Raw genomic sequence first — 22,678 nt, 5'->3', positions numbered from 1 at the left:
GTAGAGATTATCGAGATGCTCCGGGGAGGAAATTCGAGACGCCCACGTGCCGGATCAGCCCTTCGCTCTGCAGCTCGAGCATGGCCTCCCAGGTTTCAACATAAAGCCCGCGCGAGGGGTTGGGCCAGTGAATCAACAGCGCGTCCACATAGTCCATATCGAGCCGCCGTAGGGAGGCTTCCAGGCCCGGGCGCACCAGCTCGCGTCCCTGATCAACGCCGGCCACCTTGGTGGTGATGAAGAATTCCGCGCGGTCAATTCCGCTGCGTTTCACGGCTTCTCCTACCGCGACTTCATTGGCGTACTGTTGCGCCGAATCAATTAGGCGGTAGCCATCTTGCAGGATTTTTGTGAGCGTTGCTGCCAGTTCCTCGCCTTTGGCGAGTAGCGAGCCGATGCCAACGGCAGGAATTTGGCCACCATCTGAAAGTTTGAAGGTTGGAATATTGAGAGTCATAGCAAAAGGGTTTCACGTTTGCGCGGGTCGGTGCGAGGGAGTTTTCGCCCCGCTTAAGGCTTGCGAGGGAGTTTTTGCCCAGTTTAAGGAGTGCGAGGTGGATAGAATTATGTGCGACTTCGAGAAGGAGACATGATGGCCACCTACAACATTGGTATTGACGCGCCAGCCGGCTCGCGCGTTTTCACGTACGACTGCGAGAAAAAAGAGAACCGGGGGATTTTGACCGCGGTGGCGGGTAGCTTGGTGCCCCTCTTCCCGTTCGACGACGTCGCCGCTGTGCGCGCCTCTTTGGAAAAGACCCTGGCGGGTTTGGGTCTGCAGATCGACGAAACGGAAAACCCATCACCGGTGGCGCTCGAGCAGTCGGCCATGGTTGTGCATGCGGGAGATGAGCCGGAGGTGGAATTGCGTAGCGCCGGGCCCGTTTTCCACTTTGATGCCTCAAATATTGACTCCCTACCTCTCACGGCTAGCTTTGCTCCCATTGCGAAGGGTTGCTCGGGGCCGATGTGCTCCTAGGTAGCGGAACGAAGAAATAAGGAGGCGGGGATGAGCTACACGGTTGCCGAGGTTGTGAGCGCACTCGATGCGCTGTTTCCTCCCAGTAAGGCCGAGGAGTGGGACCGGGTGGGTCTGATTGCCGGCGCCCCGGAAGATGAAATAAAAAAGGTCCACTTCGCCGTCGACCCGTGCGAGGCAAGCTTGGCAGAAGCGCTGGAAAACGGCGCCGATATGCTCATTACGCACCATCCGCTGTACTTGCGGGGGACTTCCTCGGTGGCGGCGACGAATGCAAAGGGAAGCTGGGTGACGCGGGCAGTGCGCGGGCACCTGGCGCTTTTCGCGGCCCATACCAACGCCGATGTGGTCGCTTCCACGCGCGCTCTGGCCGATCTGGTGGGGCTACATATCGAACGGCCGCTCGATGAAGAGAGCGGGATTGGGGGAGTCGGCGAGCTTCGCCAGCCCATGCGATTTGCCGATTTAGTGGAGCTTTTCGCTCGGCGCCTGCCGCGCACTCCCGCCGGGGTTCTCGGGTCGGGAGATCCGGAGCGGGCGATTCGGCGCCTCGCCATTTGCTCGGGGTCGGGGGATTCACTACTTCAAGCCGCAAATGAAAGCGGCGCGGATGCCTACTTCACCGCGGATTTGCGCCATCATCCGGCAACCGATCACGTCTGGGACGGCGGGTGTGCATTGATTTGCGCCACGCATTGGGCCAGTGAATGGCCGCTACTAAAGATTATGGAAGCCGAGTTGCTCGCTCGGTTACCAGAACTTGAAACCTATGTTTCCACCGCGGTAACAGATGCGTGGAATCTCGCCTACCGCGGATAAGTTGCTATACGCTACACATCATGAAGGCACCGCGCGAAGACCAACTTCAGTTGCTCAAAGTGGCACAGCTGGACGGCAGTATTAATCGACTCGAGCGTGAAAACCAAAAGCACCCACTTCGCGAGAGCGTGGGCAAGCTAATGAACGGAGCGGCCGGGCTGGGCAAGGATTTGCAAAACGCTCAGGAGCGCCTAGAGAAGGCTAAGCAGAGCCTGCGCCAGGCCGAGGAGCAGTCCGCTAATTTGCAGGGCCAGATCGCGCAAAGAGAAGAAAAGTACAACGCGGGCGAGGGCCTGGGTTCCTATGATCTGCTGGTGCTCGAGGGCGAAATGAAAACCTTGCGCGAAAAGCTCGAGGTGGCTTCGGATAGTGAATTCGCCGCGCTGGAGGAAGTTGAAGCCGCGGAAGGGCAGATTACCGATGTCACCGCGAAGCTGGAGAATCTGAAAGTCAAGCTGGCGCAGGAGCGCCGGGAGCTCGAAGAAGCGGTGGAGAAAATTGTGTCCGAGCAGGCCGAGTTGCGTATCCAACGTGACGGGCTGTATTTCCCGCTCGCCACGGCGTTGAAGAATGTGTATGAGCACGCGGTTCTTAGCGGTGGCTATGCGGTAATGGCGATGACGCCCGACGGCGTGACCGACGGCGGCATTCGCCTCAGCCCGGTGGAAGTCGCGCGGATCAAGAACAACCCGGAAGATGAAATTTATCTTTCGGAAGACTACGACTGCATTATTGTGCCGGTCGAGAGCCGGTAAAAGAACGAAAAGCCCCGCGCTTTGCAGCGCGGCGGAGGAAAGGGAAAGCGTGGCTGATCAAACATCGCGCGGAAAGGCTCTGTACCACAACGAGGATCAGGAAGAGCATGCGTATCTTCTTGATTCTGATGAACGGGCGTGGCTGGACGCGATGCTGAAGGTTTTGGAAGAGATGGGGATCCGCGGGAATCTCGATCAACTGCAGGAATTGTTTGATCAGCAGAAAGCCATCTGGGCTGCTAATTCCGATTCTACCGTGCGCTTGGAAGAGCGGGCCGATGCGAGCACATTGATCAATATGCTGGGCGCGGGTATCGGCGACTTGCTGGAAAAGGAACTCGGTTTGGAATGGGTGATCTGGGAAGATCAGCAGGGCGCGGACATCGCCCTCTATGACCCGGACTTGGAGACCACCATTTATCCCATGAATTTTGTGGCGCGGCGCTGGACGGGAGAAACCAAGGCGAACCTCAAGGAGGGATACGCGCTAGTGATCCAGCAAATGCGGGATCTACGCGCCGGCAAGCTTGACGAAGGTCAAAAGTAGGCCGATCCCGCGGCGCAGCGAACTTGAATGTGATCAAGACGCGCGGGCGGGCGCGGCTTGAGGCGCTAAACTAAGGCACGCGAATGAGTCAGCCGGGCGGCCGCGTTGCACGGCGGCGTCGTCGAGCGAAAAGCCTGACGGCGGCGGGTGCGCCGAGGAACGTCCGGGCTCCACAGGGAACGGTGGTGGGTAACGCCCACCCGGGGTGACCCGCGGGAAAGCGCCACAGAAAACAAACCGCCCGCAAGGGTAAGGGTGAAAAGGCGGTGTAAGAGACCACCGCGCTTCCGGTGACGGAAGCGGCACGGCAAGCCCCACCGGGAGCAAGATCAGACAGCGCGCGTTGACGCTTCCCGCCGAGCGCGCGGGTGGATTGCTAGAGTCTGCCGGCAACGGTAGGCGTAGATGGATGGTCGCCGCCCAGGCTCCTGGAGCTTGGGCACAGAACCCGGCGTATAGGCTGACTCATTCGCATCTTTCAAAGCCGCAGGCCAACCGTCGGATCCGAGGGAAGCGTGAGGATCTCCGGGCCGGATTCGCGCACCACGATGGTGTGTTCAAACTGCGCTGTGCGCCCGCGATCGGCCGTCACCGTGGTCCAATCGTCATCCCAAATTTCGTAGTCAATCGTTCCCAAGGTCACCATCGGTTCCACCGTAAACACCATATTTTCCTGAATGGGATCGGCGTAGAGAGGGTCGGAATCGTAATGGGGGATGATTAGGCCCGAGTGGAAGGCTTCTCCCACGCCGTGTCCGGTGAAATCGTGGACCGTTCCGTACTCGAAGCGGTGGACGTAAGCCTCAATTACCCGCCCAATAATGTTGACGGCGCGGCCCGGCTTGGCCGCTTTGATACCGCGCAGGGTGGCCTTCGCGGTGCGCTCGATCAGCAGTTTGGATTCGGCGTCGATCTCGCCTACCGGGAAAGTGGCGTTGGTATCTCCGTGCACGCCGTTCTTATAGGCGGTGACGTCGAGGTTGATAATGTCGCCTTCCTCCAGGCGGCGAGAATCGGGGATGCCGTGGCAAATAACCTCGTTCGCAGAGGTGCAGATAGATTTCGGGAATCCCATATAACCCAGGCATGAGGGATAGGCGCCGTGGTCGCACATGTACTCGTGCGCGATTTCGTCTAGCTTGTCCGTGGTCACGCCCGGCGCGATCGCCTTCGCTGCTTCGTACATGGCGTCCGCGGCAATCGTTCCCGCCTCGCGAATACGCTCGATGGTTTCCTCGCTTTTCACGTCCGACGCCGTAATAACTTCCGGTCCGTCGTGGAACATGTACTCGGGGCGTTCGATATGTGCGGGCACCGAGCGGCGAGGTGAAAGCTTTCCAGGTGTGGTGGCGCCCAGCGGCGCTCTTTCGGCAAGACTCATGCTCCCCATCATAAGCGCACCGCCGCGAGTTCTCGTCAAAGAGCCCGCGGCGGCGCTGAAGTTGATGGCTGGAAATAGCTCCTTAGAAGCTGTGCTCCTGGGAGGGGAACTCGCGGTTTCGCACCGCATCGCGGTAGGCGCTGGTGGCATCGGTGAGTGCCTTTCCTACCTCGCCGAAGCGGCGAACGAAGCGCGGAACCCAATCGCTCATCCCCGCCATATCCGTCCACACCAAGACCTGGCCGTTGGTGTGCGGCCCGGCGCCAATGCCAATAGTGGGAATATGGGAGATCTCCGTGATGCGCTGCGCCACCGCCGCGGGCACCAGCTCGAGGACTATCGCGACCGCGCCGGCCTTTTCCAGCGCGAGCGCATCTTGAGCGAGGCGGTCTTCGTCGCGCTCATTGCGTCCCTGCACGCGCGGGCCGCCCAGGGCTGCATCGGACTGCGGGGTGTAACCAATATGCGCCACTACATTAATGCCGGCATTGGTGATCGCTTCCACCGTGGGAGCGAAATGGGCACCGCCTTCCAGCTTCACCGCATCCGCCCCGGCGCGAACCAGGCGCAGGGCATTGTGCACAGCCTGCTGCGGGCTTTCTTCATAGGAGCCGAATGGCAAATCAGCCACGATGAATGCGCGGTTGGTGCCGCGCATAACGGCCGCGGTAGCGGTTTCCATAATTTCCATGGTGACCGGAACGGTTGAGGAATAGCCTAGCAGTGTGTTCCCAATCGAATCACCCACCAGGATCATCTCCACGCCGGCGTTATCTACCAGCCGGGCGATCACCGCGTCGTAGGCGGTGATCATGGTGATGGGCTCATGCGCCTTCATCATTTTTCGCAAATGATGGACCCTAATCCGCGAAGGCTTGAACTGTTCGCCTTCTAGACGGCTCACCGCTTCCTCGACGTTTTCCTGGTGCGCGGCTTCGGGCAACTGGTCACTCATGGGTTTTCCTCCATAGGTACGTTTTCTTGCACATAATTCTACACTGGCGGGCGTGTAGGCTTGCGGTTTGAAGGCCGAGCGTGAAAGGTGCGCGAGGGGGCGAGGGAGCGCGATGACGTCGATTTTGAATTTCACCGGAACAACCAGCCTTGAATTTTGGACCGGTGGTGGGATTTGCGTTCTCTCCCTGGTGGTGCTGGTGCTTGCCCTCCTCCCGGAGCGTGAGTATGCCCGGGTGCCGCGCGGGGTTTTTCCGCAGGTTCCCGCCGCTAAAGAAACTCGCCGCGCCCGCATTGATCGGGCGCCCATGCGCTCCGCGCCACCGGAAATGACTCCCGCCATTGCAGACTTTATTATCGACGGCGCCACCGGGGACTCGGCTACGGTCTCAACGCTGGTCGATTTAGCTTGCCGGGGTTATATCGCTTTCGATTTCATCCGCGATCCGGGGGTGCGCGGAGAAACCATCGTGGTCTCCCTGCAAAAAGATCCCGATGCTAGCCTTCCTCCGCAAGAACGCCGTTTTCTTGAGGCTATTGCCGAGCCGGGAGCGGGCGAATCCCGCCACTACCGAGCCGAGCATCCCCTCGATATCGCGCGTTATCGGACCGGGATGGAGGCCGCGGGCCTTCCGCCCTCACGCCAACCTATTTTGCGGGTGCAGGGCTTCTCGCGCACCCTCGCCCATACGGTGGCAACCGATGTGCGCCACGAGGTGATGAAGCGGCGGCGCTGGTTCCTGCCCGGCCGTGAACTGCTAGGTTCGCTCGGCGCGGTGGAACTCATTGGGGGAGCGCTCTGGTGTTTCATCGCCATTATTTCGACCCTGGCGCTCGCGGTGACGCCGTTCTGGATTGGCGTATCCCTCGTGGTGGCTATCGCCGGCCTGGTTACCGTGCTCAAATACAAAAGCCGGTCTCCCGGCGGGATTGTGGCCTCGGATCAGATTTACGGATTTCGGCGCTTTTTGGTGGATGCCCCGCCCACGACAGGGGCGCGCCTGGACGATTTTGTGCGCTACGCCGGCTGGGCTTACGCCCTCAACTGTCTCGACGAATGGACCCAGTCCCTGGAGTCGCTTTCCCGCACCGATACCCGCACGATTGACACCTTGGTTCCCTGGTTGGTGACTCCGGGCGAGGATCTGCGCTCGTGGTATCAGGTGCGCGATTACATCACCATGATTGGCCTGCGCCTGCACGGCCATCCCGCTTCCGATGATTCAGCGCGCCGCTCGCGCGGCGAGCAGGCCGTGGCCCCGGCTGGCGAGACCCCGGTAAAATCGCGGTAGGTTCAAGCGCAGAGGTGGAAAGATGAACGCTCAGCAAGAATACGTTTTACGAACCATCACCGAGAAGAACATTCGGTACGTGCGCCTGTGGTTCACCGATATCGTGGGAACGCTCAAATCGGTGGCGGTGGCGCCGGCCGAACTCGAGGGTGCCTTCGCGGAAGGGATTGGTTTCGACGGCTCCGCAATCCAGGGGCTAACCCGCGTTTACGAGTCCGATATGCTCGCCATTCCAGATGCCGATACCTTCACCACGGTTGGTTCGCTGGAGGAGCCGGTGGCGGTGATGTTCTGCGATATTGCGAGCCGCGACGGTGAGCCCGCGCGTTCGGATCCGCGCTCGATCCTCAAACGCACCATTGATCTTGCCGCCGAGTACGGCTTTACCGCCTACGCCCACCCGGAAATTGAGTTCTATCTTTTCCTTCCGGGTTCGAGCGACGACGTCGAACCTACCCCGATTGATAACGCCTCCTATTTCGATTACGTCACCCGTTCGGTTGCTCACGGCTTTAGGCGCGATCTCATTCTTTCTCTGGAGCGAGCGGGAATCTCGGTGGAGTTTTCGCATCACGAAATTGGGCCTGGCCAGCAGGAAATTGACCTGCGCTTTGCCGATGCGCTCACCATGGCTGACGCGATTATGACCAGCCGAGTGATCATCCGTGAGGTCGCGCTTCGCCACGGCGTTGAGGCCTCCTTTATGCCCAAGCCGCTTCATGACTGGCCGGGTTCGGCAATGCACACGCATTTCTCCCTTTTCGAGGGTGAAAACAATGCCTTCCATGACGCCTCGGGCCTGTACGGAATGTCGGTGACGGGCCGGCGTTTCCTCGCCGGACTGATGCGCCACGCACGGGAAATCACCGCCGTCACCAACCAGCACGTCAACTCCTATAAGCGACTGTGGGGCGGCGGTGAGGCACCGCCCTATGTTTGCTGGGGTCCGCGCAACCAATCCGCCCTGGTGCGGGTTCCTGAATACAAACCCACCAAGCCGGCCAGCGCACGCCTGGAGTACCGCGCACTTGATACCGCCTGCAATCCCTACCTCGCCTTTGCGGCGATTCTGCGCGCGGGCCTGGCAGGAATTATTGGGAAATATGAGCTTTCCGAACCGGCTGAAACAGATGTTCTCCTCATGAATGATTTGGAGCGGAGCGTGCTGGGAATCGAATCGCTCCCAACGTCGCTGGAATCGGCCCTAGGCCTCATGCGTCAATCCGATCTGGTGGCCGAGACCCTGGGCGAGGATGCCTTTGATTACTTCTTGCGCGATAAGCGGGCGGAATGGGTGGAATACCGGAGTCAGGTCACCCCGGTAGAGCGAGCTCGCTTCAGAATGATTTAGATGCAACGCCCAACGCCAAGCGAAAACTCCGCGGCTATGCACCCCGAGGGGGAATTCCGCGCGGCCGGTTTCGCCCATCCGGCCGGTGCCGCGCCGCTTTTCGCCTCACCCGAAATCGCTCGCTGGGGTTTTTCGGTGTCCGATTTTGCTGACTGTGCCGATCCGGATCGCGCTCTTCGCGCCCTGGCCCGCCTAGAACACGTGGAGGTGCTTGGCGATCCTTCCGCCCGGCGGCGCCTACTGGCGGTTTTGGGACTTTCGACGGCGCTTGCCGATTTCTTGGCGCGCCACCCCAGCGCGGCGCGGAATCTCGACGGCGAAGACGTGCTCGGCCCGGGAGAGGAAGCCGAGCGGGCCGGCGCCCGCGCGGCCATTGCGGAGTACCTTTCTTCGAGCATGACCCACTCCGAGCTCGACCCGGAGGCAATCGCCGCCCTTCGCGCGCATTACCTGGGCCGGATCTTGGCGATTGCGGGCCGTGACCTCACCGCGCCAGACCCGGTGGCCGTCCTTCCCGAGGTAGCCGGGGCGATTTCAGACGCCGTCGTCGGAACGCTCGACGCCGCCGTGCAACTGGCCCTGCAAACCGTCCCGGAGCCTGATTCATTCCGTTTCGCGCTTATGGTGATGGGCAAGACCGGGGGCCGGGAACTGAACTACTCCTCTGACGTGGACGTCACCTATATCGTGGATCCGGCGGCGGGGACGAGCGATACCCAGGCGATACACTATGGGCGCGTCGTTGCGGCGGCTCTGTCAAGAATTGTCTCGCAGGCGGGGAGCGAACCCGCGCTGTGGACGCTTGATACAAACTTGCGGCCGGAGGGCGCGGCTGGCGAGGTGGTGCGCAGCCTTGATTCGTATTTGGAGCATTACCGCAAATGGGCCGAAAGCTGGGAGTTTCAGGCCCTTCTCAAGGCGCGATTCGGAGCGGGTGACCGCGAGCTGGCCGAGCGTTATATTGATGCTATTCAGCCCCTCGTATGGGAAGCGGCCCATCGGCCGGATTTCGTGGAAGATGCGCGGGCCATGCGGCGGCGCGTGGAAGCGAATATTGATGCGCGCGATGCCGAGCGGCATATCAAATTAGGCCCGGGAGGCCTGCGCGACGTCGAGTTCACCGTGCAACTTCTGCAACTCGTGCACGGGCGCACCGATCTGAGCATTCGCCAGCGGACAACTACTTTGGCGATTGCCGCGCTCGCGGACGGAACCTATATGGCGCGATCCGATGCGAAAGCCTGCGATGAGCTTTACCGCTGGGAACGTTGCCTCGAGCATCGCCTACAACTCCAGCGCCTGCGCCGCGCCACGATTTTCCCGACGCAGAAGGAAGAGCTGCGGCGCATTGCCCGTGCCATGGGGGAGACGACGGGCGAGGCGTTGGCGGAGAAATTCAGGCACAATCGCATTCGAGTGCGGACCTTGCATCGAGAGATTTTCTACCGACCGCTCCTACCGGAAGCCGCCAAACTGAGCGATTCCGATATTTCCCTAGATGAAACGGCGGCGCTGGACCGGTTAGCGGCGATTGGCTACCGCGATCCGCACGGGGCCCTCGGGCACATTCGCGCGCTCAGCAGCGGATATTCACGCCGTGCCAAAATTGCCCATCAGCTCCTGCCGGTCATGCTGGGGTGGTTTGCCGACGGCGCCGATCCGGACGCTGGTCTGCTGGCCTTTCGGGTGCTCTCCGAGAAGATGGGCGCGACCTCCTGGTATATGCGCGAACTACGCGACGGCGGTCCGGTGGCGCAGCGTCTGTGCCATGTTCTTTCCAGTTCGGAATTCCTCGCGCGGGAGATTCCCGAGCTACCCGAAAGCGTGGCATGGCTAGGGGATGACGCCGAACTCGCCCCGCGCGATCCGAAGGCCCTCGCCCGAGAACTCGACGCGATGCTGGAGCGGCGCGATACCGGGGCACAGATGGCCCGGGCCGGCGGGTTGCTCCGGCGCCGAGAACGCCTGCGCACCGGGCTGGCGCAAACTCTCCAGCTGCTTGGCGTCGAGGCCGTTCATGCCGCTCTCAGCGAGGCAAATGCGCTCGCAATTCGCGCCGCCCTGGCGGGCGCGTGGGGTGAGCTCGCCGCCGCGCGGGCTAATGCGGCTAGCGGCCAGGTCGATGCGGCCAGCGCGCGGGCAGGCGAAGGATTCGCGGTGATCGCCATGGGAAGCCTCGGGGCCGGCGAGTGTGGGTACACCTCGGATGCCGATCTTCTCTTTGTGTTCGACGGCGAAGCCGGGCTTGGCCCAGAAGAGGCAAAAACGCTTGCTACCCGCACAATGGCGCTTATGAGTAGCGAAGGCGGGTTAGAAGCGGACGCGGATCTGCGCCCTGAAGGACGCAACGGGGCCCTGGCTCGCAGTTTGGACTCTTACGCGGAGTACTACGACAAGTGGGCGGCCACCTGGGAACGCCAGGCGCTTTTGCGCGCCCGCCCAATTGCTGGAGACCAGGAGCTCGGCCAGAGTTTCCTGGAGCTGCTAGAACCGTTCCGCTATCCCCGAGAGGTTGCGCCCGCGGACGTGACGAATATTCGACGAATGAAAATACGCATAGAAGCCGAGCGAATGCCGGGCGGGGGCGAGGCAAAACTCCACACCAAATTAGGCCCTGGCGGATTGGCGGATGTGGAGTGGACGGCGCAGATGCTGCAGTTCCAGCACGCGGGCCGCATTGAGACGCTCCGCGTTCATGCAACAGCCGATATTTTGCGGACGGCCACGCGCCGCGGGGTCCTTAGCGAGGACGACGCTGAAGTCTTGCTCGGATCTTGGCTGTGCGCCGCCGGCATGCGAGATGCGCTGTTCCTCGCCACCGGCAGAGCTACGCGGCAGAGTGATTTTGTCACCGCCGATCCACGCTATCTGGCCCGCGTGGGCGCGATTCTGGGCCGCGGCGGCACGGTGACGGACGGGCGCGCGGCGCGGGAAGACTATATCCGCGCCACCCGCCGGGCGCGGACGGTGGTGGAGAGAGTCTTCTACGAGTCCGAGGGTAAATAAAAACCGCCGCGCGCACCGATGAGGCGCGCGCGGCGGAAGGGCAGAGGAAGGCTAGCGAGCCCGCGGGTTCCTCGCCATCCGGGAAGGATGCCTAGAGCGAGTAGTAAAGCTCGTACTCGTAGGGATGGGGGCGGGCCCGAAGCGGAGTGACTTCGTTCTCCATCTTGTCGTCAATCCAGGTGCGGATAAACGATTCGGTGAAAACCTCGCCCTCCAGCAAGTAATCGTGATCGCGCTCCAACTCCAGCAAGGCGCGATCCAGGGAGGCCGGAATCTGCTCGATCCCGCGATACTCCTCGGGCGGAAGCTCGTAAATATCCTTATCGATAGGTTCGGGCGGCTCAATGCGGTTGCGGATGCCGTCCAGGCCTGCCATAAGCTGAGCGGAAAAGGCCAGGTAGGGATTCGCGCTCGGATCGGGCACGCGGAACTCAACGCGCTTGGAGGCCGGGGAAGTGCCCGTCACCGGAATACGAATGCACGCCGAGCGATTACGCGCCGAGTAGACGAGGTTAATTGGCGCCTCGAAGCCGGGCACCAGGCGGTGATAGGAATTCACGGACGGGTTCGTCAGCGCCGCGAGCGACTTCCCGTGGCGCAGAAGTCCGCCAATGTACCAGCGGGCCAGGTCAGAAAGCCCGCCGTAGCCGCGCTCGTCATAGAACAGCGGCTCGCCGTTCTTCCACAGCGACATATGGCAGTGCATACCGGAGCCGTTGTCGCCGTAAAGCGGCTTGGGCATGAAGGTCACGGTCTTCCCGCAGGCCTGCGCGGCGCGGCGAATAACGTACTTGAACTTCATGAGGTCATCGGCCGCGGCCTTGAGCGTGTTGTAGCGATAGTTGATCTCATGTTGGCCGCCGGTTCCCACCTCGTGGTGCGCGCGTTCGACGTCGAGGCCCACCTCGGCGAGGTAATCGCACATAATGTCGCGGACGTTTTCGTCGTGATCCATGGGCGCCACCGGGAAATATCCGCCCTTGAGCGGAATGTGGTACCCGAGGTTGGGCTCATTGCCCTCGCGCGCCGAATTCCAGAATCCTTCTTCGCCGTCGACCTCGAAGTACGCCTTATGCGGCAGGCTTTCGTAGCGAACCGAATCGAACATATAGAACTCCGCCTCGGAGGCAAAGTTCGCCACGTCGGCAATGCCGGTGGAGAGCAGGTAGGCCTCGGCGCGAGTGGCCACCGAGCGCGGGTCACGCTCAAATGGTTCGTTGGTGTAGGGGTCGACGACGTCGAAGTTCATCACCAAGGTCGTGGCCGTGCGGAAAGGATCAATAAAGGCCGTGGTGGGATCGGGGAGCAGCTTCATATCTGATTCGTGAATGCGAGTGAAGCCGCGAATCGAGGATCCGTCGAACATCAGGCCTTCGCTGAAGCTCTTGGCGTTGGCTTGCGAAGCGGGGATCGTGAAGTGTTGCATGACGCCCGGAAGGTCACAGAACCGGACGTCGAGGAATTCAATTCCGTTCTCTGGGTCGGCGATGTAGGCCACCGCTTCCTCGATGTTTGAAAACACGAGTACTCCTTTGCTTGAAATAGCACCGAAATGCAGTCGCTCCGATGCTTCGAGACGGCTCGTATCAGATCGCCTCACACACCTTTATCGTATGAAATCACCCGCCCCTTTGGTGGTGTGAAAGGAGCGGGTGTGATCAAGAACTTTCATCCTGAAAATCTGATCGGTGCGGATGAGGACGCTGGCGAACTTTCCGGAAGTTAATTACCGCGCAGGGCGCGGCGCGAGAAACGAGTGTTGAAAGGGTCGATGCCCTTCGGAATGCCGAGCGCGTCTTTGTTGAGGGCTTCTAGGCGCTGAGCAATAAGGGAAACTTCCTCGTTGGAAATCCGCTTCTTGAGGCGGCGCAATTTCTTTTCCAGTTGCGGAAGCGGGGTCTGGCCCTCACCATTCCCAACGTAGATTGCCTGCACCGGAACATTCGGTGCTACGCGGCGGATGGAGCGGCGTTCGTCGTCGACCATCTTGCGAACGCGGTTCACCGGACCTTCCGCAACCAAAACCACACCGGGGCGCCCAACCAGGCGGAAAACGAAGTCCTGATGACGCGCGTTGACGCGAACCGGCTCTTCTTTTTTGACCCAGCGGCCGCGCAGCGAATCGAGAACGGCCGAGGAAGCACCAGGCATGCCTTCGATTTGCTGGTAGCTGGCTTTACGTACCGTGCGGGTAAGAATAAGCATGGGGAAGAGCATGGCAAGCATGACTCCAATGAGGACCCACACGATCCAGGCCTTGGTGATTGCGCCCAGGGCAATGCCGATGCACAGGCCCAGCAAGGCCGAGCCGGCAAGCCACCAGCCCAGGTACTTGTAGGAGCGCCGCGCTACCCGGTAGGCATCGCGCAGAGTGGTGAAAAAGCGTCGCTTCTTCGGCTTTTTTGCAGAATTGTCTTTCGCCATGGAGAAATCCCTTCAGTACGTCCTCGCTAGATTGTAGTGGATTCGGTGCCAAATCACCGCTTCGCGGGTGCGACGTCACGGTTTCAGTGGCAAAACTCGCTGCTCCGCGCGCAGGGCCGCGGGTTCTCGGGCACCTGTGGATAACTGAAAAAGATACCGCGAAATTTGGTTGGCTTCAGTTCGTGGAGATTTCAAGTCGAAAGCGCCTCGCCGGAGGAGTGTGTGCGACGGCGTTGGGCATTTTTTGCGGTTTGGCGCTTCTGCTCAACTCCGCCCTCGCCCGGCAGTGGGCGGCGCCCGCGCCCGGGGCCGGTGATGGCGGGGCCCGGCCAGCCGCCAGCGAACTGGCGAAGAGACTCGTCGCGGTTCGTGACCAGGCGATTCTCCAGCAAGATTGGGAAAGCCTGGCAACCCTCAGCGCTCCCGGCTCCGCTGCCGCCAAAGCGGATGAGGCCATGATTGATTTTGTGGGGAAGCGCCCGGTTTCCCGTCTCCATACCCGGGTAGTTGATGCGGTGTGGATAGATGAGCGGAAATTAAAAGTCAATACCGTTCAAGCTGAACTTATTTTCGCCAATGGTGGCAATGAGGGGACGTCCGCTTCGCGCTGTGCGCTGTGGACGTTGGATTCACAGTGGAGAATTGAAACAACCGAGCCCTGTACGGCAGAAGGCTAAAGCTCTTTGCCGTGCAGGGCTCGGTTGCTATATGTCCGCCCGTGCGCTTGCGGTGAGGAATGCGCACGGATAGCGCTGTGGTCTAGTTTGCGGAGGCCTCAATCGGGTGGGCCGCCAAGTAATCATTTGCCGCGGCTGCATCCGGGTTATTCGGGCACAGCTTCACCGCGCCGCTCAGCTTGATAAGCGAGCTATCGGCGGGTTCGGCGGCCAGGTTCTGAATTCCGAAATCGGGCAGGGCGCAGGCGGTGTACAGATCGCCCAGGGAAGCGTTGCCGCCCAGGTCTGCGACGGTCTGCACGGCAGCGTTCTCCTGCTCGTTACGGCCGCCCGAGGCGGGCCAGTCGATATTGGTGTAAACCGGGACGCAACCAAAGCGCTCCGCCGGGGCATTTGCCCAAGCCTCGGTGAGGTTGGCGTACTCGGTCTTCTCGGCGGCGGATCCCGTCATACAGCTGACGGGCTGATCCTTCTCCGGATCGTTAACGGTAATCTTCTCGGTTGCCGCCTGGCTTGCAGTGGAATCCGCTGATTGCGATCTTGCCCCGGACGTGGAGTTACCGGAGCAAGCGGTGATCAGCAGGGAGAACGCGGCCAACGTGGCTACGGCCGCAATGCGTGATTTAGTCATAAAAACAGTCTAAAACGCCATTCACAAAGTTACGAAAAGTTAGTGGCATCTGGCGTCGTGTTTTCCGTCACTTCTTTAAAATTGTTCAGTTTAAGAATTACTTAGGAGCAGCTACTCGGTGTAGCAGGCCCTCGGTCTCGGGCCGTAAGAGTGACAGGTGTCTGCCCATAAAAGTGACCGGTCTCAAGTCATCGAAGCGACCGGTTTCGGGTCGTAAAAGCGACCGGGGAAGGCGCGGCCATATGCGGCCAAGCCTTCCCCGGTCGGAGAGAATCGCCCTAAGCGCTTAGAGCCATTCGGTGAAATCGGTGTTTTCGATCAGGTTCTTGAAGTCCTTCAAGAACCTGCCCGCCACCGCGCCGTCCACCAGGCGATGATCGTAGCTGATCGCCGGGTAGAGGTAGCTGCGAATACCGATGAGTTCGCTTCCGTCAGCGGCCTTGACGATGCCGGGCTCGCGCATGATCCCACCAATACCAAGAATGGCAACCTCAGGCTGGTTGATAACCGGGGTATCGAACATAACGCCATTACCACCGGTGTTGGTGATGGTGAAAGTGCCGCCGCTGAGATCGTCGACGCTGGCCTTGCCATCGCGCACTTTCGCTGCGCCCTCGTTGATTGCCTTAGCGATACCGGCGATATTCAAATCGCCAGCGTTCTTAATCACCGGCACGAAGAGGCCCTTCGGGGTGTCGACCGCAATGCCAATATTCTCGTGATCGAAATACTCCACGGTCTTCTCATCCTCGGACACGCGAGCGTTGAGGGTGGGGTGAGACTTGAGGGTATCGACCGCGGCCTTGACGAAGAACGGCAGGTACGTGAGCTTGGTGCCCTCGCGCTCCTGGAAGGCGTTCTTCTGTGCCTGGCGGACCGCTACCAGATTGGTGACGTCGACCTTGATTACCGTCGTGAGTTGGGCGGAAACCTGGAGGGAATCCACCATGCGCTTGGCGATGGTCTGGCGCAGGCGGCTCATCTTCTGGGTGGTGCCGCGCAGGGCCGGATCATCCGGGCCACCCTCGACGGGCTTGGACGGCTTGGCCGCGGCGGCGGCCGGCTTGGCGGCCGGGGCAGGCTGAGCTTGCGGCGCAACGGTGGCTTCCTTCGCCTTCTTGGCCGCTTCCTCTACGTCCTGGCGGCGGATGCGTCCGCCGACTCCGCTACCGTCCACTTTGCTGAGGTCAACCGCAAGCTCGCGTGCGAGCTTGCGAACGATCGGCGTGATGTAGGCATCGGGTTCAGCCGCGGCCGCGGTTTCCTGCGGAGCCGGAGCGGCGGGCGCAGCCGGAGCTTCCGGCGCGGCGTGCTTGGGAGCGGCCGGAGCTTCGGCCGGCTTGGCAGCCGGGGCAGGCTCAGCCGGTGCGGGCGCTGCCGGAGCGGCGCCGTCGCCAATGTAGGCGAGCACCGTACCCACGGCGACCGTTTCGTCCTCTTGCACCAGGATCTTCTGGAGCGTGCCGGAGGCGGGGGCCGGAACTTCGGAATCGACCTTATCGGTGGAGACCTCCAGCAGCGCATCGCCTTCGGAGACTTCCTCGCCCTCTTCAACGAGCCACGAGGTGACCGTGCCTTCGTCAACGGATTCACCGAGCGCGGGCATCTTCACCTCGACGGCGTCGCCACCGGCGGGTGCCGGTCCGCCAGCCGACTGCTCGGCGGCCTGCTGGACCTGCTCGGATTCGGCCTCGCTGTGATCCTGGGAGGCGGGAACCGCTGCGCTCTCACCAGCGGGCGTGCTCGCGGCCGGGGCTTCTTCAGCTCGGGTGCCAGCTCCGGATCCATCGCCGATGTATCCAAGAACGGTTCCAACCTCGACCTCTTCATCCTCCTGTACGAGGATCTGCTCCAGAATTCCCTCGGCGGGCGAAGGAACTTCCGAATCGACCTTGTCGGTCGAAACCTCGAGGATTGGTTCATCAAGCGAAACCGTGTCTCCCACGTTCTTGAGCCAGGAGGTTACCGTTCCGGTGTCAACTGATTCGCCCAGGGCGGGCATCTTAATTGGTTCAGACATCTGATTCCTCAATCTTCCTTAGTTGTGCAACGGCTTGCCGGCCAGCTTGAGCAAGGCCTCGCCAATAGCTTCGTTCTGGGTGGGGTGCGGGTGAATCATTCCGTTGTAATCCTCGGGGTAGGCCTGCCAGCCGACCATGGCGATTCCCTCGCCAATTTGCTCACCCATACGCTTTCCAATGGCATGGAAGCCAACGATCGGGCCGTCCTTCACGCGCACGATCTTGACCAGACCCTGCGCGCCGAGGATTTGCGACTTTCCGTTTCCAGCCAGGTTGAACGACGTCGCCTCCACATTCTCCTTGCCGTACTTTTCCTCGGCCTTGTTCTGGTTGAGGCCAATCGAGGCGATTTCCGGTTCACAGAAGGTGATGCGGGGGATAAGCGTCTCATCAATGAGGCGCGGGTTGAGCCCGGCGATCTGCTCGGCAACGAACATGCCCTGCAGGTAGCCGCGATGGGCCAGCTGAATGCCCGGGACGATGTCACCAACCGCGTAAACGCCCTCGACGTTGGTACGCAGGTGATCATCGGTCAAGACGAATCCGCGATCCATCTTGATGCCGATTTCCTCGTATCCGAGGTTTTCGGTGCGTGGGCCGCGGCCGATGGCAATGAGGAGGTACTCGGCCTCGAATTCCTTCCCGTCCTGGGTGAACACCTTCACCGAGTTCTCGGTTTCCTCCAGGTGATCGAACATCGTGTTCGTATCGAACTTGATTCCGCGCTTGCGGAACTGACGCTCGAGGTTCTTGGAGATTTCCTCATCCTCGGCGTGCACCAGGCTCGGCAGACCTTCGATGATCTGGACCTCAGCGCCGTAGGAGCGGAAGGCGGAGGAGAACTCAACGCCGATCACGCCGCCGCCAAGAACGATCACCGACTTAGGCGTCTCCTGCAGTTCGAGCGCCTCCTTGGAGGTAATCACGCGCTTGGTAATCGTCTGGCCGAGGGTCTTGGAGTAGGAACCCGAGGCGAGGACCAAGTTCTTGCCCTTATAAGAGACGCCGTCAACCTCGACGGTGTCCTTGGCGGTGACCTTGCCCCAGCCGTTAATGACGTCGACCTTGCGGCCCTTCAGCAGTCCCTGCAGGCCCTTGAACATGCCGTTGATAACGCCGTTCTTGTAGTCCTGCAAGGCGGGCATATTGATTCCGTTGAGGACGGCATCAACGCCTACGTGGCCGGCGTTGCGCGTTTCGTCCGCCACTTCGCCCGCGTGCAGGAGTGCCTTGGTGGGGATACAACCGTAGTGGAGGCAGGTGCCGCCCACTTTGTCGCCTTCAATCATCGCGACTGACATACCGAGCTGCGCTGAGCGAAGAGCGGTAGCGTATCCAGCGCTACCGCCGCCCAGAATCACAACGTCGTATTCCTTAACTTCTGCCACAAGTATCTCCTCACTGCTCGGGAAGTTTGTTCAACACGCGACCTACGCGCGCCTGTGTCTATTGTGCCACTTTGGAGTGACTAAAGATGATGTCAATACGCCAAGGGCGTGCGAAAAAACCGGGATTACGCGAAAAGGAAAAAATGTGAATCTTCCCCCTCGGGTTAGGCTTGGCGCATGGGGTTATTTTCTCGTTTCAAAAAGAATCATGTTTCGGGCAGTGCCGGGCCGGCGTTCGATGCCCGGTGTAGGGACGCTACACGCGCTCACATGGCCAAATTCGCCTCCAATCGGCGCGGGGTGGAAGCATATTTTGAGCCGGGAACCTCTCGTGAGCAACCGGCTCTTCTTTTGGTGGCGCGCGACGGCGAATGGACCCGACGGCGGGTTCCGGGCCTGAAAGAGGCGGCGGACCTTTCGCAGAGTATTGGCCTGCCCTTCTACGAAGTGGTGAAAACGGGTTACCCCGACGCCATGCGCAAGTGGAACGAACGCCAGCGGGATACGTTTCACCAAAGAGGATAAAACCTGGCGATTGGACGTATGATAGGGCACCGGCGTTGCCGGAACCCACGGAACTCAGCGCCCAATTAGTTGGAAGAGGAATAGGGGACAGCTTTGTCTGCTGCAGACGAGATAATTCACGATGATCGGCGAAAGGCAACCGGTTGGCCGCGCATTCTCTTTTTGGGACTGCTCTTGGCCGCGGTGATCTTCCTCTGGCGTGCGATTATTGCTGCCACCGATTCTCTTTCGCGCGGTGATGGCGTGGAAATGATTGGGACTCTCGTTGCCGCGGCGGCATGGACGCTGGGGGCAATCGGTGCCCTCCATAATGGCCGGCGCATGCGCTGGGTGGCGGGTGCCTGCTGGATTATTAACATTGTGTTGCCCTTTGTGGGAGTGGGTTTCCCGGATCTGTTCGATCCCGTCAATCCCTGGTACCGCGGCGGAGCCACTTATTTCTATCTTCCGACTCTCGGAGCGATCCTCGCCCTGGCCTGGCTTATGTGGTCGCGGCCGGCGAACCTGAACAATATGCGCGAAGTTGCGTAGCGAAAAAGATTTATAAAAGCATCGACTCATAAAGGCGAGGGCGGGAAAAATTTCCCGCCCTCGCCTTTAGGTATTTACGTTGTTTTTCAACCTTGGGTGTTTTTGCCTTCGGCGTCTCAACCCGGCCCGCGGTCGCTACTTGCCGCGCGCGGCGCGCTTTTCTTCTCGCTTGAGTGCCCGGGCCTCGCTCTTTGCCTTTCGAGCGCTCGCCTTGGCTTCTTTCAGGTCCTGCGGAGAGCCACCCTCGGGATACTCACCGATCTTCACCTGCGGGCGGGGCATCCGCCAGCGGCGCGGATAGAAAGTGCGGACCCACATCTGGGAAAGGGTGCGATCGGGAACCTTGTTTTCCCCGTACTTATGCGCCACCAGGATCTTGGTATTGCGCGCCGCCCACCAGCCGTCGAAAAGCATAATGAACATCAGGGCGTAGGTGCCCCAGACGAAATACTGCAAGCCGCGGGCGCTGGCGCGGAAAGCAAAAATCCCGATAAAGATCACGGCCAGAAGCAACAGAATGAAGGTCGCGAAATGACGGCGGGAATCGATGCAGTCACGCGCGAAGCGGCGGATGGGGCCGCGGTGAAGCTCGGGCATATTGCGATCGTCGCCTTCGCGCATTGCCTTCTGCTGGCGCTCGTAAATCTCATTCGAGCGAGCGCGCTGCTCGGCTTTGAGAACCTTCTTTTCCTCGCGCGTCATCGTCGCTTTATTGGAGATGAGTGGGCGGCGATTATGTGCCTCAACATCCTTGCGGCGCGGGGTAGGCCGGCCTTTACCGGCCGTGAAACCCTTGCTGGGCTGGGCGAGGGCGGAAGGCTCTTCTTCCGCCGGGAGATCCTCAGCTTTCTTTTTGCCAAAAAGTGCCATGCGAAATTCTTTCTTCTCTCGGTCCTTCTGCTAAGGCAGTCTACGTGGTGAGCCAGGAGACCTAAAAATATAGGGACGCCGTTGTGCCGCATCCGATCTGAAATCTGGCCACATACCGCTAGGCTTAACCTATGACTTCAGATCTTGCGAAGAAAGTGGACGAGCAACTGGCTCACCACCGCGAACAGTTAGAGCAACTCATCCGAATCCCCTCCGTCTCAGCCGATGCCTTTGATCAAACCGAGGTTGAACGAAGCGCGAAATTTGTGGCTGAAATGGCGCGGGAGCGCGGTTTTGAGGCCGAAGTAATCCAGGTGAAAACCGCCGCGGGAGCGGTGGGACGCCCGGCGGTTTTGGCACATAAGAAGGTGGGAGAGGAGCGCCCAACGGTTCTGCTCTACGCCCACCACGATGTGCAACCGCAGGGAACTGCGGAGGGATGGGAAACTGCACCCTTCGAGCCGACGGAACGTGATGGACGCCTCTACGGGCGCGGGGCGGCGGACGACAAGGCCGGCGTGCTGGTGCACATGGGCGCTCTCGCCGCCCTCGGCGAGGATCTGGACGTGAACGTCACCCTCTTTATTGAGGGCGAAGAAGAAGTGGGTAGCCCCACTTTCCATGATTTCCTGGAGACCTATCGCGAGCAGCTGGAAGCCGATGTGATCGTGGTGGCAGATTCGAATAACTGGCGGGTGGGTGAGCCGGCTTTGACCACCTCGTTGCGCGGCGTCGTTCGCCTCGGAGTGGAAGTTTCCACCCTCAAGTACGGCGTTCACTCCGGCCAGTTCGGCGGGGTGGCCATTGATGCCGTGACGGCTATGAGCCACATTATTTCTTCCCTACATGATGAGAACGGTTCGGTTGCGGTGGAGGGCTTGCAGGCCTGGGACGACGCCGAAGTTGAGTACAGCGAAGAGAATCTCCGCCTTGATTCCGGATTGCTCGATTCCACCGAAATCGTGGGAACCGGTTCGCTCAACTCCCGTATGTGGACCCAGCCCGCGATTAGCGTGATTGGCATGGACGTCACCTCGACGGCAGAGTCGTCCAACACGATTATCCCCAGTTGCAAGGCTTATATTTCAATGCGCGTTGCCCCGGGGCAAGATCCGCAGGAAGCCGGTGAGCTTCTGGCTAAGCACGTCCATGAGCACGTTCCCTTCGGTGCCACGGTGCGCACCGAGGTGGCCGAGGCGGGCTCGGGATTCAAAGTGGATGATTCCTCGGAGGCTGCGGAAATCATGCGCGAGGCACTGACCGAAGCCTTCGAACATCACGCCGTGGGTATCGGAACCGGCGGTTCGATTCCCTTCGTGGCTGATCTGCATGACGTGTTCCCGGCGGCGGATATTTTGATTACCGGGGTGGAAGATCCCGATACGCGCGCCCACGCTCATAACGAATCTCTCCACCTTGGAGACTGGCGTAACGCTATCCTGGCCGAAGCTCTGCTTTTGAAGAAGATTGGGGAAAAGCATGCGTAAAGTTACCCTGGCTGGCGCGGCGCTGGCTCTCGCTTTAGCCCTTTCGGCCTGTTCAGGCCAGGGAACGGATCCTGCGTCGTCGGCCCCCGTAGCCTCGGAAAGTGCCCAACAGGAAAACCCGAGCCCCTCGGATTCCGCCGTCACTATTAACTACACCGCAGAGGGGATGCCCACGGCGGTGCAGAAGGACAATGGCTACGTGCTGGAGTTCCCGGATACCGAAAAGCCTACGGACCTGCGCGTCAACAAGGTTGCGGAAGGTACCGGGGCGCAGATCACCGAGGATTCCACGGTCGCCGTTAACTACGTGGGCCAGGAATGGGGTAAGGATCAGCCCTTTGATTCCTCCTTCCAGCGCGGCTCAGCTCTCACCTTCCCGGTGAAAGGTGTTATCAAGGGGTGGACGGCGGCTCTCAAGGAGTCGCGCGTGGGCGATAAATTCGTGGTCTCGATTCCTCCGGAACTTGGCTACGGGGTTAATGGCACGCAGGGAATTTCGCCCAATGCGACCCTCGCTTTCTATGTGGAAGTGCTCGGGGCCTGGGATGCTACTTCTTCTGGTCAGGCCGATGCATCGGTGGAAACCGAGCAGGCTAACTTGCCGGTGACCTATTCTGGCGGACTCGGCGAGGCCGTCAAGGATTTGGTGGTAAAGCCCGAGGCACAGCCGCCGGCAGAGGTTTCCAGCACCGTGATTGCCCGCGGTAACGGGCCGGCAGTTGGCGAAAACTCCAACGTCGTGGTCCAGTTCCAGGCCGTCTCCTGGGACAACGCGTCCGTGGCTGAATCCACCTGGAATCCCGCAGCGCAGGCCACCCCGGTGGGGCCGCGTACGTTCCCTGCCGATCACGTGCTGTTCGGCCAGCAACTGCGTGGAATTCCGGTGGGTTCGCGCGTTTTTATTGGCGTTCCGGATCCGAACGAACCGGCCAAGCAGAGCCTGGCAATCGTCGCGGATATTATCGCGGTCTACTAGCTGGCGAAGTAACTGGCCTTGAGTCTGGCTCCGAGAGGCGAGTGGAGGGTATAGCCCGCACGAG

Annotated in this window: 21 protein-coding genes and 1 other RNA gene; 13 read left to right on the top strand and 9 right to left on the bottom strand. The window is 60.6% G+C overall.

Annotation, left to right across the window (positions count from 1 at the left end; all coding sequences use genetic code 11):
* Window positions 1-7: 7 nt before the first annotated feature.
* The gene (locus BN2664_RS09405) at window positions 8-457 is read right to left on the bottom strand and encodes an aldo/keto reductase (RefSeq protein WP_269431458.1); all 450 of its coding nucleotides are present in this window, start codon (window positions 455-457) and stop codon (window positions 8-10) included.
* A 135-nt stretch (window positions 458-592) separates the two neighbouring features.
* Between BN2664_RS09405 and BN2664_RS00715 the strand changes: the two genes are divergently transcribed.
* The 5 genes from BN2664_RS00715 (at window position 593) to rnpB (ending at window position 3,572) form a co-directional block, all read left to right on the top strand.
* Complete coding sequence (locus tag BN2664_RS00715; protein WP_007000301.1) at window positions 593-979, top strand: hypothetical protein; 387 nt, start codon at window positions 593-595, stop codon at window positions 977-979.
* Window positions 980-1,009: 30 nt separating this feature from the next.
* Window positions 1,010-1,798, top strand: coding sequence for a Nif3-like dinuclear metal center hexameric protein (locus BN2664_RS00710; RefSeq protein ID WP_007000300.1), 789 nt, complete (start codon window positions 1,010-1,012; stop codon window positions 1,796-1,798).
* A 20-nt stretch (window positions 1,799-1,818) separates the two neighbouring features.
* Window positions 1,819-2,553: a zinc ribbon domain-containing protein gene (locus tag BN2664_RS00705; RefSeq protein ID WP_007000299.1), complete on the top strand. Its 735-nt coding sequence runs from the start codon at window positions 1,819-1,821 to the stop codon at window positions 2,551-2,553.
* A 49-nt stretch (window positions 2,554-2,602) separates the two neighbouring features.
* Window positions 2,603-3,100, top strand: a complete 498-nt coding sequence (locus tag BN2664_RS00700; protein ID WP_007000298.1) for a DUF3806 domain-containing protein — start codon at window positions 2,603-2,605, stop codon at window positions 3,098-3,100.
* Window positions 3,101-3,184: 84 nt separating this feature from the next.
* Window positions 3,185-3,572: RNase P RNA component class A (rnpB, locus tag BN2664_RS01950), an RNA gene on the top strand.
* A gap of 6 nt (window positions 3,573-3,578) precedes the next feature.
* Here the strand turns inward: rnpB and map are convergent.
* Together map and panB are read right to left on the bottom strand one after the other, a co-directional pair.
* Window positions 3,579-4,490 carry a type I methionyl aminopeptidase gene (gene map / locus BN2664_RS00695; protein ID WP_374047443.1) on the bottom strand — a complete coding sequence of 304 codons (912 nt, stop codon included), beginning with the start codon at window positions 4,488-4,490 and terminating at the stop codon, window positions 3,579-3,581.
* A 73-nt stretch (window positions 4,491-4,563) separates the two neighbouring features.
* Window positions 4,564-5,436: a 3-methyl-2-oxobutanoate hydroxymethyltransferase gene (panB, locus tag BN2664_RS00690; protein ID WP_007000296.1), complete on the bottom strand. Its 873-nt coding sequence runs from the start codon at window positions 5,434-5,436 to the stop codon at window positions 4,564-4,566.
* Between the two features lie 112 nt (window positions 5,437-5,548).
* Here panB and BN2664_RS00685 point away from each other — a divergent pair, with 112 nt between their 5' ends.
* From BN2664_RS00685 to BN2664_RS00675, 3 genes are read left to right on the top strand one after another with little or no spacing between them, the layout of a single operon-like run.
* Entirely contained in the window at window positions 5,549-6,727 is a 1,179-nt protein-coding gene (locus BN2664_RS00685) for a DUF2207 family protein (protein ID WP_007000295.1), read from the top strand.
* Between the two features lie 22 nt (window positions 6,728-6,749).
* The gene (locus tag BN2664_RS00680) at window positions 6,750-8,078 is read left to right on the top strand and encodes a glutamine synthetase family protein (RefSeq protein WP_007000294.1); all 1,329 of its coding nucleotides are present in this window, start codon (window positions 6,750-6,752) and stop codon (window positions 8,076-8,078) included.
* The gene (locus BN2664_RS00675) at window positions 8,079-11,084 is read left to right on the top strand and encodes a bifunctional [glutamine synthetase] adenylyltransferase/[glutamine synthetase]-adenylyl-L-tyrosine phosphorylase (protein ID WP_155856424.1); all 3,006 of its coding nucleotides are present in this window, start codon (window positions 8,079-8,081) and stop codon (window positions 11,082-11,084) included.
* Window positions 11,085-11,175: 91 nt separating this feature from the next.
* Here BN2664_RS00675 and glnA read toward each other — a convergent pair whose 3' ends face one another.
* Together glnA and BN2664_RS00665 are read right to left on the bottom strand one after the other, a co-directional pair.
* Entirely contained in the window at window positions 11,176-12,606 is a 1,431-nt protein-coding gene (gene glnA / locus BN2664_RS00670) for a type I glutamate--ammonia ligase (RefSeq protein ID WP_007000292.1), read from the bottom strand.
* 200 nt (window positions 12,607-12,806) lie between these two features.
* Entirely contained in the window at window positions 12,807-13,508 is a 702-nt protein-coding gene (locus BN2664_RS00665; RefSeq protein WP_007000291.1) for a DUF4191 domain-containing protein, read from the bottom strand.
* 182 nt (window positions 13,509-13,690) lie between these two features.
* On the opposite strand from BN2664_RS00665, the gene BN2664_RS00660 reads away from it, so the two are divergent.
* Window positions 13,691-14,185: a hypothetical protein gene (locus BN2664_RS00660; protein ID WP_007000290.1), complete on the top strand. Its 495-nt coding sequence runs from the start codon at window positions 13,691-13,693 to the stop codon at window positions 14,183-14,185.
* Window positions 14,186-14,267: 82 nt separating this feature from the next.
* Here the strand turns inward: BN2664_RS00660 and BN2664_RS00655 are convergent, their stop codons facing one another.
* The 3 genes from BN2664_RS00655 to lpdA form a co-directional block, all read right to left on the bottom strand.
* Window positions 14,268-14,816, bottom strand: a complete 549-nt coding sequence (locus BN2664_RS00655; RefSeq protein ID WP_007000289.1) for a hypothetical protein — start codon at window positions 14,814-14,816, stop codon at window positions 14,268-14,270.
* A 286-nt stretch (window positions 14,817-15,102) separates the two neighbouring features.
* Window positions 15,103-16,836 carry a 2-oxoglutarate dehydrogenase, E2 component, dihydrolipoamide succinyltransferase gene (sucB, locus tag BN2664_RS00650; RefSeq protein WP_007000288.1) on the bottom strand — a complete coding sequence of 578 codons (1,734 nt, stop codon included), beginning with the start codon at window positions 16,834-16,836 and terminating at the stop codon, window positions 15,103-15,105.
* A gap of 18 nt (window positions 16,837-16,854) precedes the next feature.
* Window positions 16,855-18,225 (bottom strand): dihydrolipoyl dehydrogenase, encoded by a 1,371-nt coding sequence (gene lpdA / locus BN2664_RS00645; protein WP_007000287.1) that lies wholly within the window; start codon window positions 18,223-18,225, stop codon window positions 16,855-16,857.
* Between the two features lie 270 nt (window positions 18,226-18,495).
* On the opposite strand from lpdA, the gene BN2664_RS00640 reads away from it, so the two are divergent.
* Both BN2664_RS00640 and BN2664_RS00635 read left to right on the top strand, forming a co-directional pair.
* Window positions 18,496-18,750, top strand: a complete 255-nt coding sequence (locus tag BN2664_RS00640) for an oxidoreductase (RefSeq protein WP_231723424.1) — start codon at window positions 18,496-18,498, stop codon at window positions 18,748-18,750.
* Between the two features lie 93 nt (window positions 18,751-18,843).
* Entirely contained in the window at window positions 18,844-19,281 is a 438-nt protein-coding gene (locus tag BN2664_RS00635) for a hypothetical protein (RefSeq protein WP_007000285.1), read from the top strand.
* 135 nt (window positions 19,282-19,416) lie between these two features.
* On the opposite strand, the gene BN2664_RS00630 is transcribed toward BN2664_RS00635, so the two are convergent.
* On the bottom strand, window positions 19,417-20,151 hold the full coding sequence (locus tag BN2664_RS00630; protein WP_007000284.1) for a DUF3043 domain-containing protein: 735 nt from the start codon (window positions 20,149-20,151) through the stop codon (window positions 19,417-19,419).
* A gap of 131 nt (window positions 20,152-20,282) precedes the next feature.
* On the opposite strand from BN2664_RS00630, the gene BN2664_RS00625 reads away from it, so the two are divergent.
* Window positions 20,283-21,638, top strand: a complete 1,356-nt coding sequence (locus BN2664_RS00625; protein WP_007000283.1) for a dipeptidase — start codon at window positions 20,283-20,285, stop codon at window positions 21,636-21,638.
* A complete protein-coding gene (locus BN2664_RS00620; RefSeq protein WP_007000282.1) occupies window positions 21,631-22,614 on the top strand; it encodes an FKBP-type peptidyl-prolyl cis-trans isomerase in 984 nt (327 codons plus the stop codon). Before BN2664_RS00625 ends, BN2664_RS00620 begins: the two co-directional genes overlap by 8 nt.
* Window positions 22,615-22,678: the final 64 nt, after the last annotated feature.

The organism is Actinobaculum massiliense (genome assembly GCF_001457435.1).
Taxonomy (GTDB): domain Bacteria; phylum Actinomycetota; class Actinomycetes; order Actinomycetales; family Actinomycetaceae; genus Actinobaculum; species Actinobaculum massiliense.
Note: the sequence above shows the minus strand (reverse complement) of the source record. Positions and strands in the feature narration are given on the sequence as shown.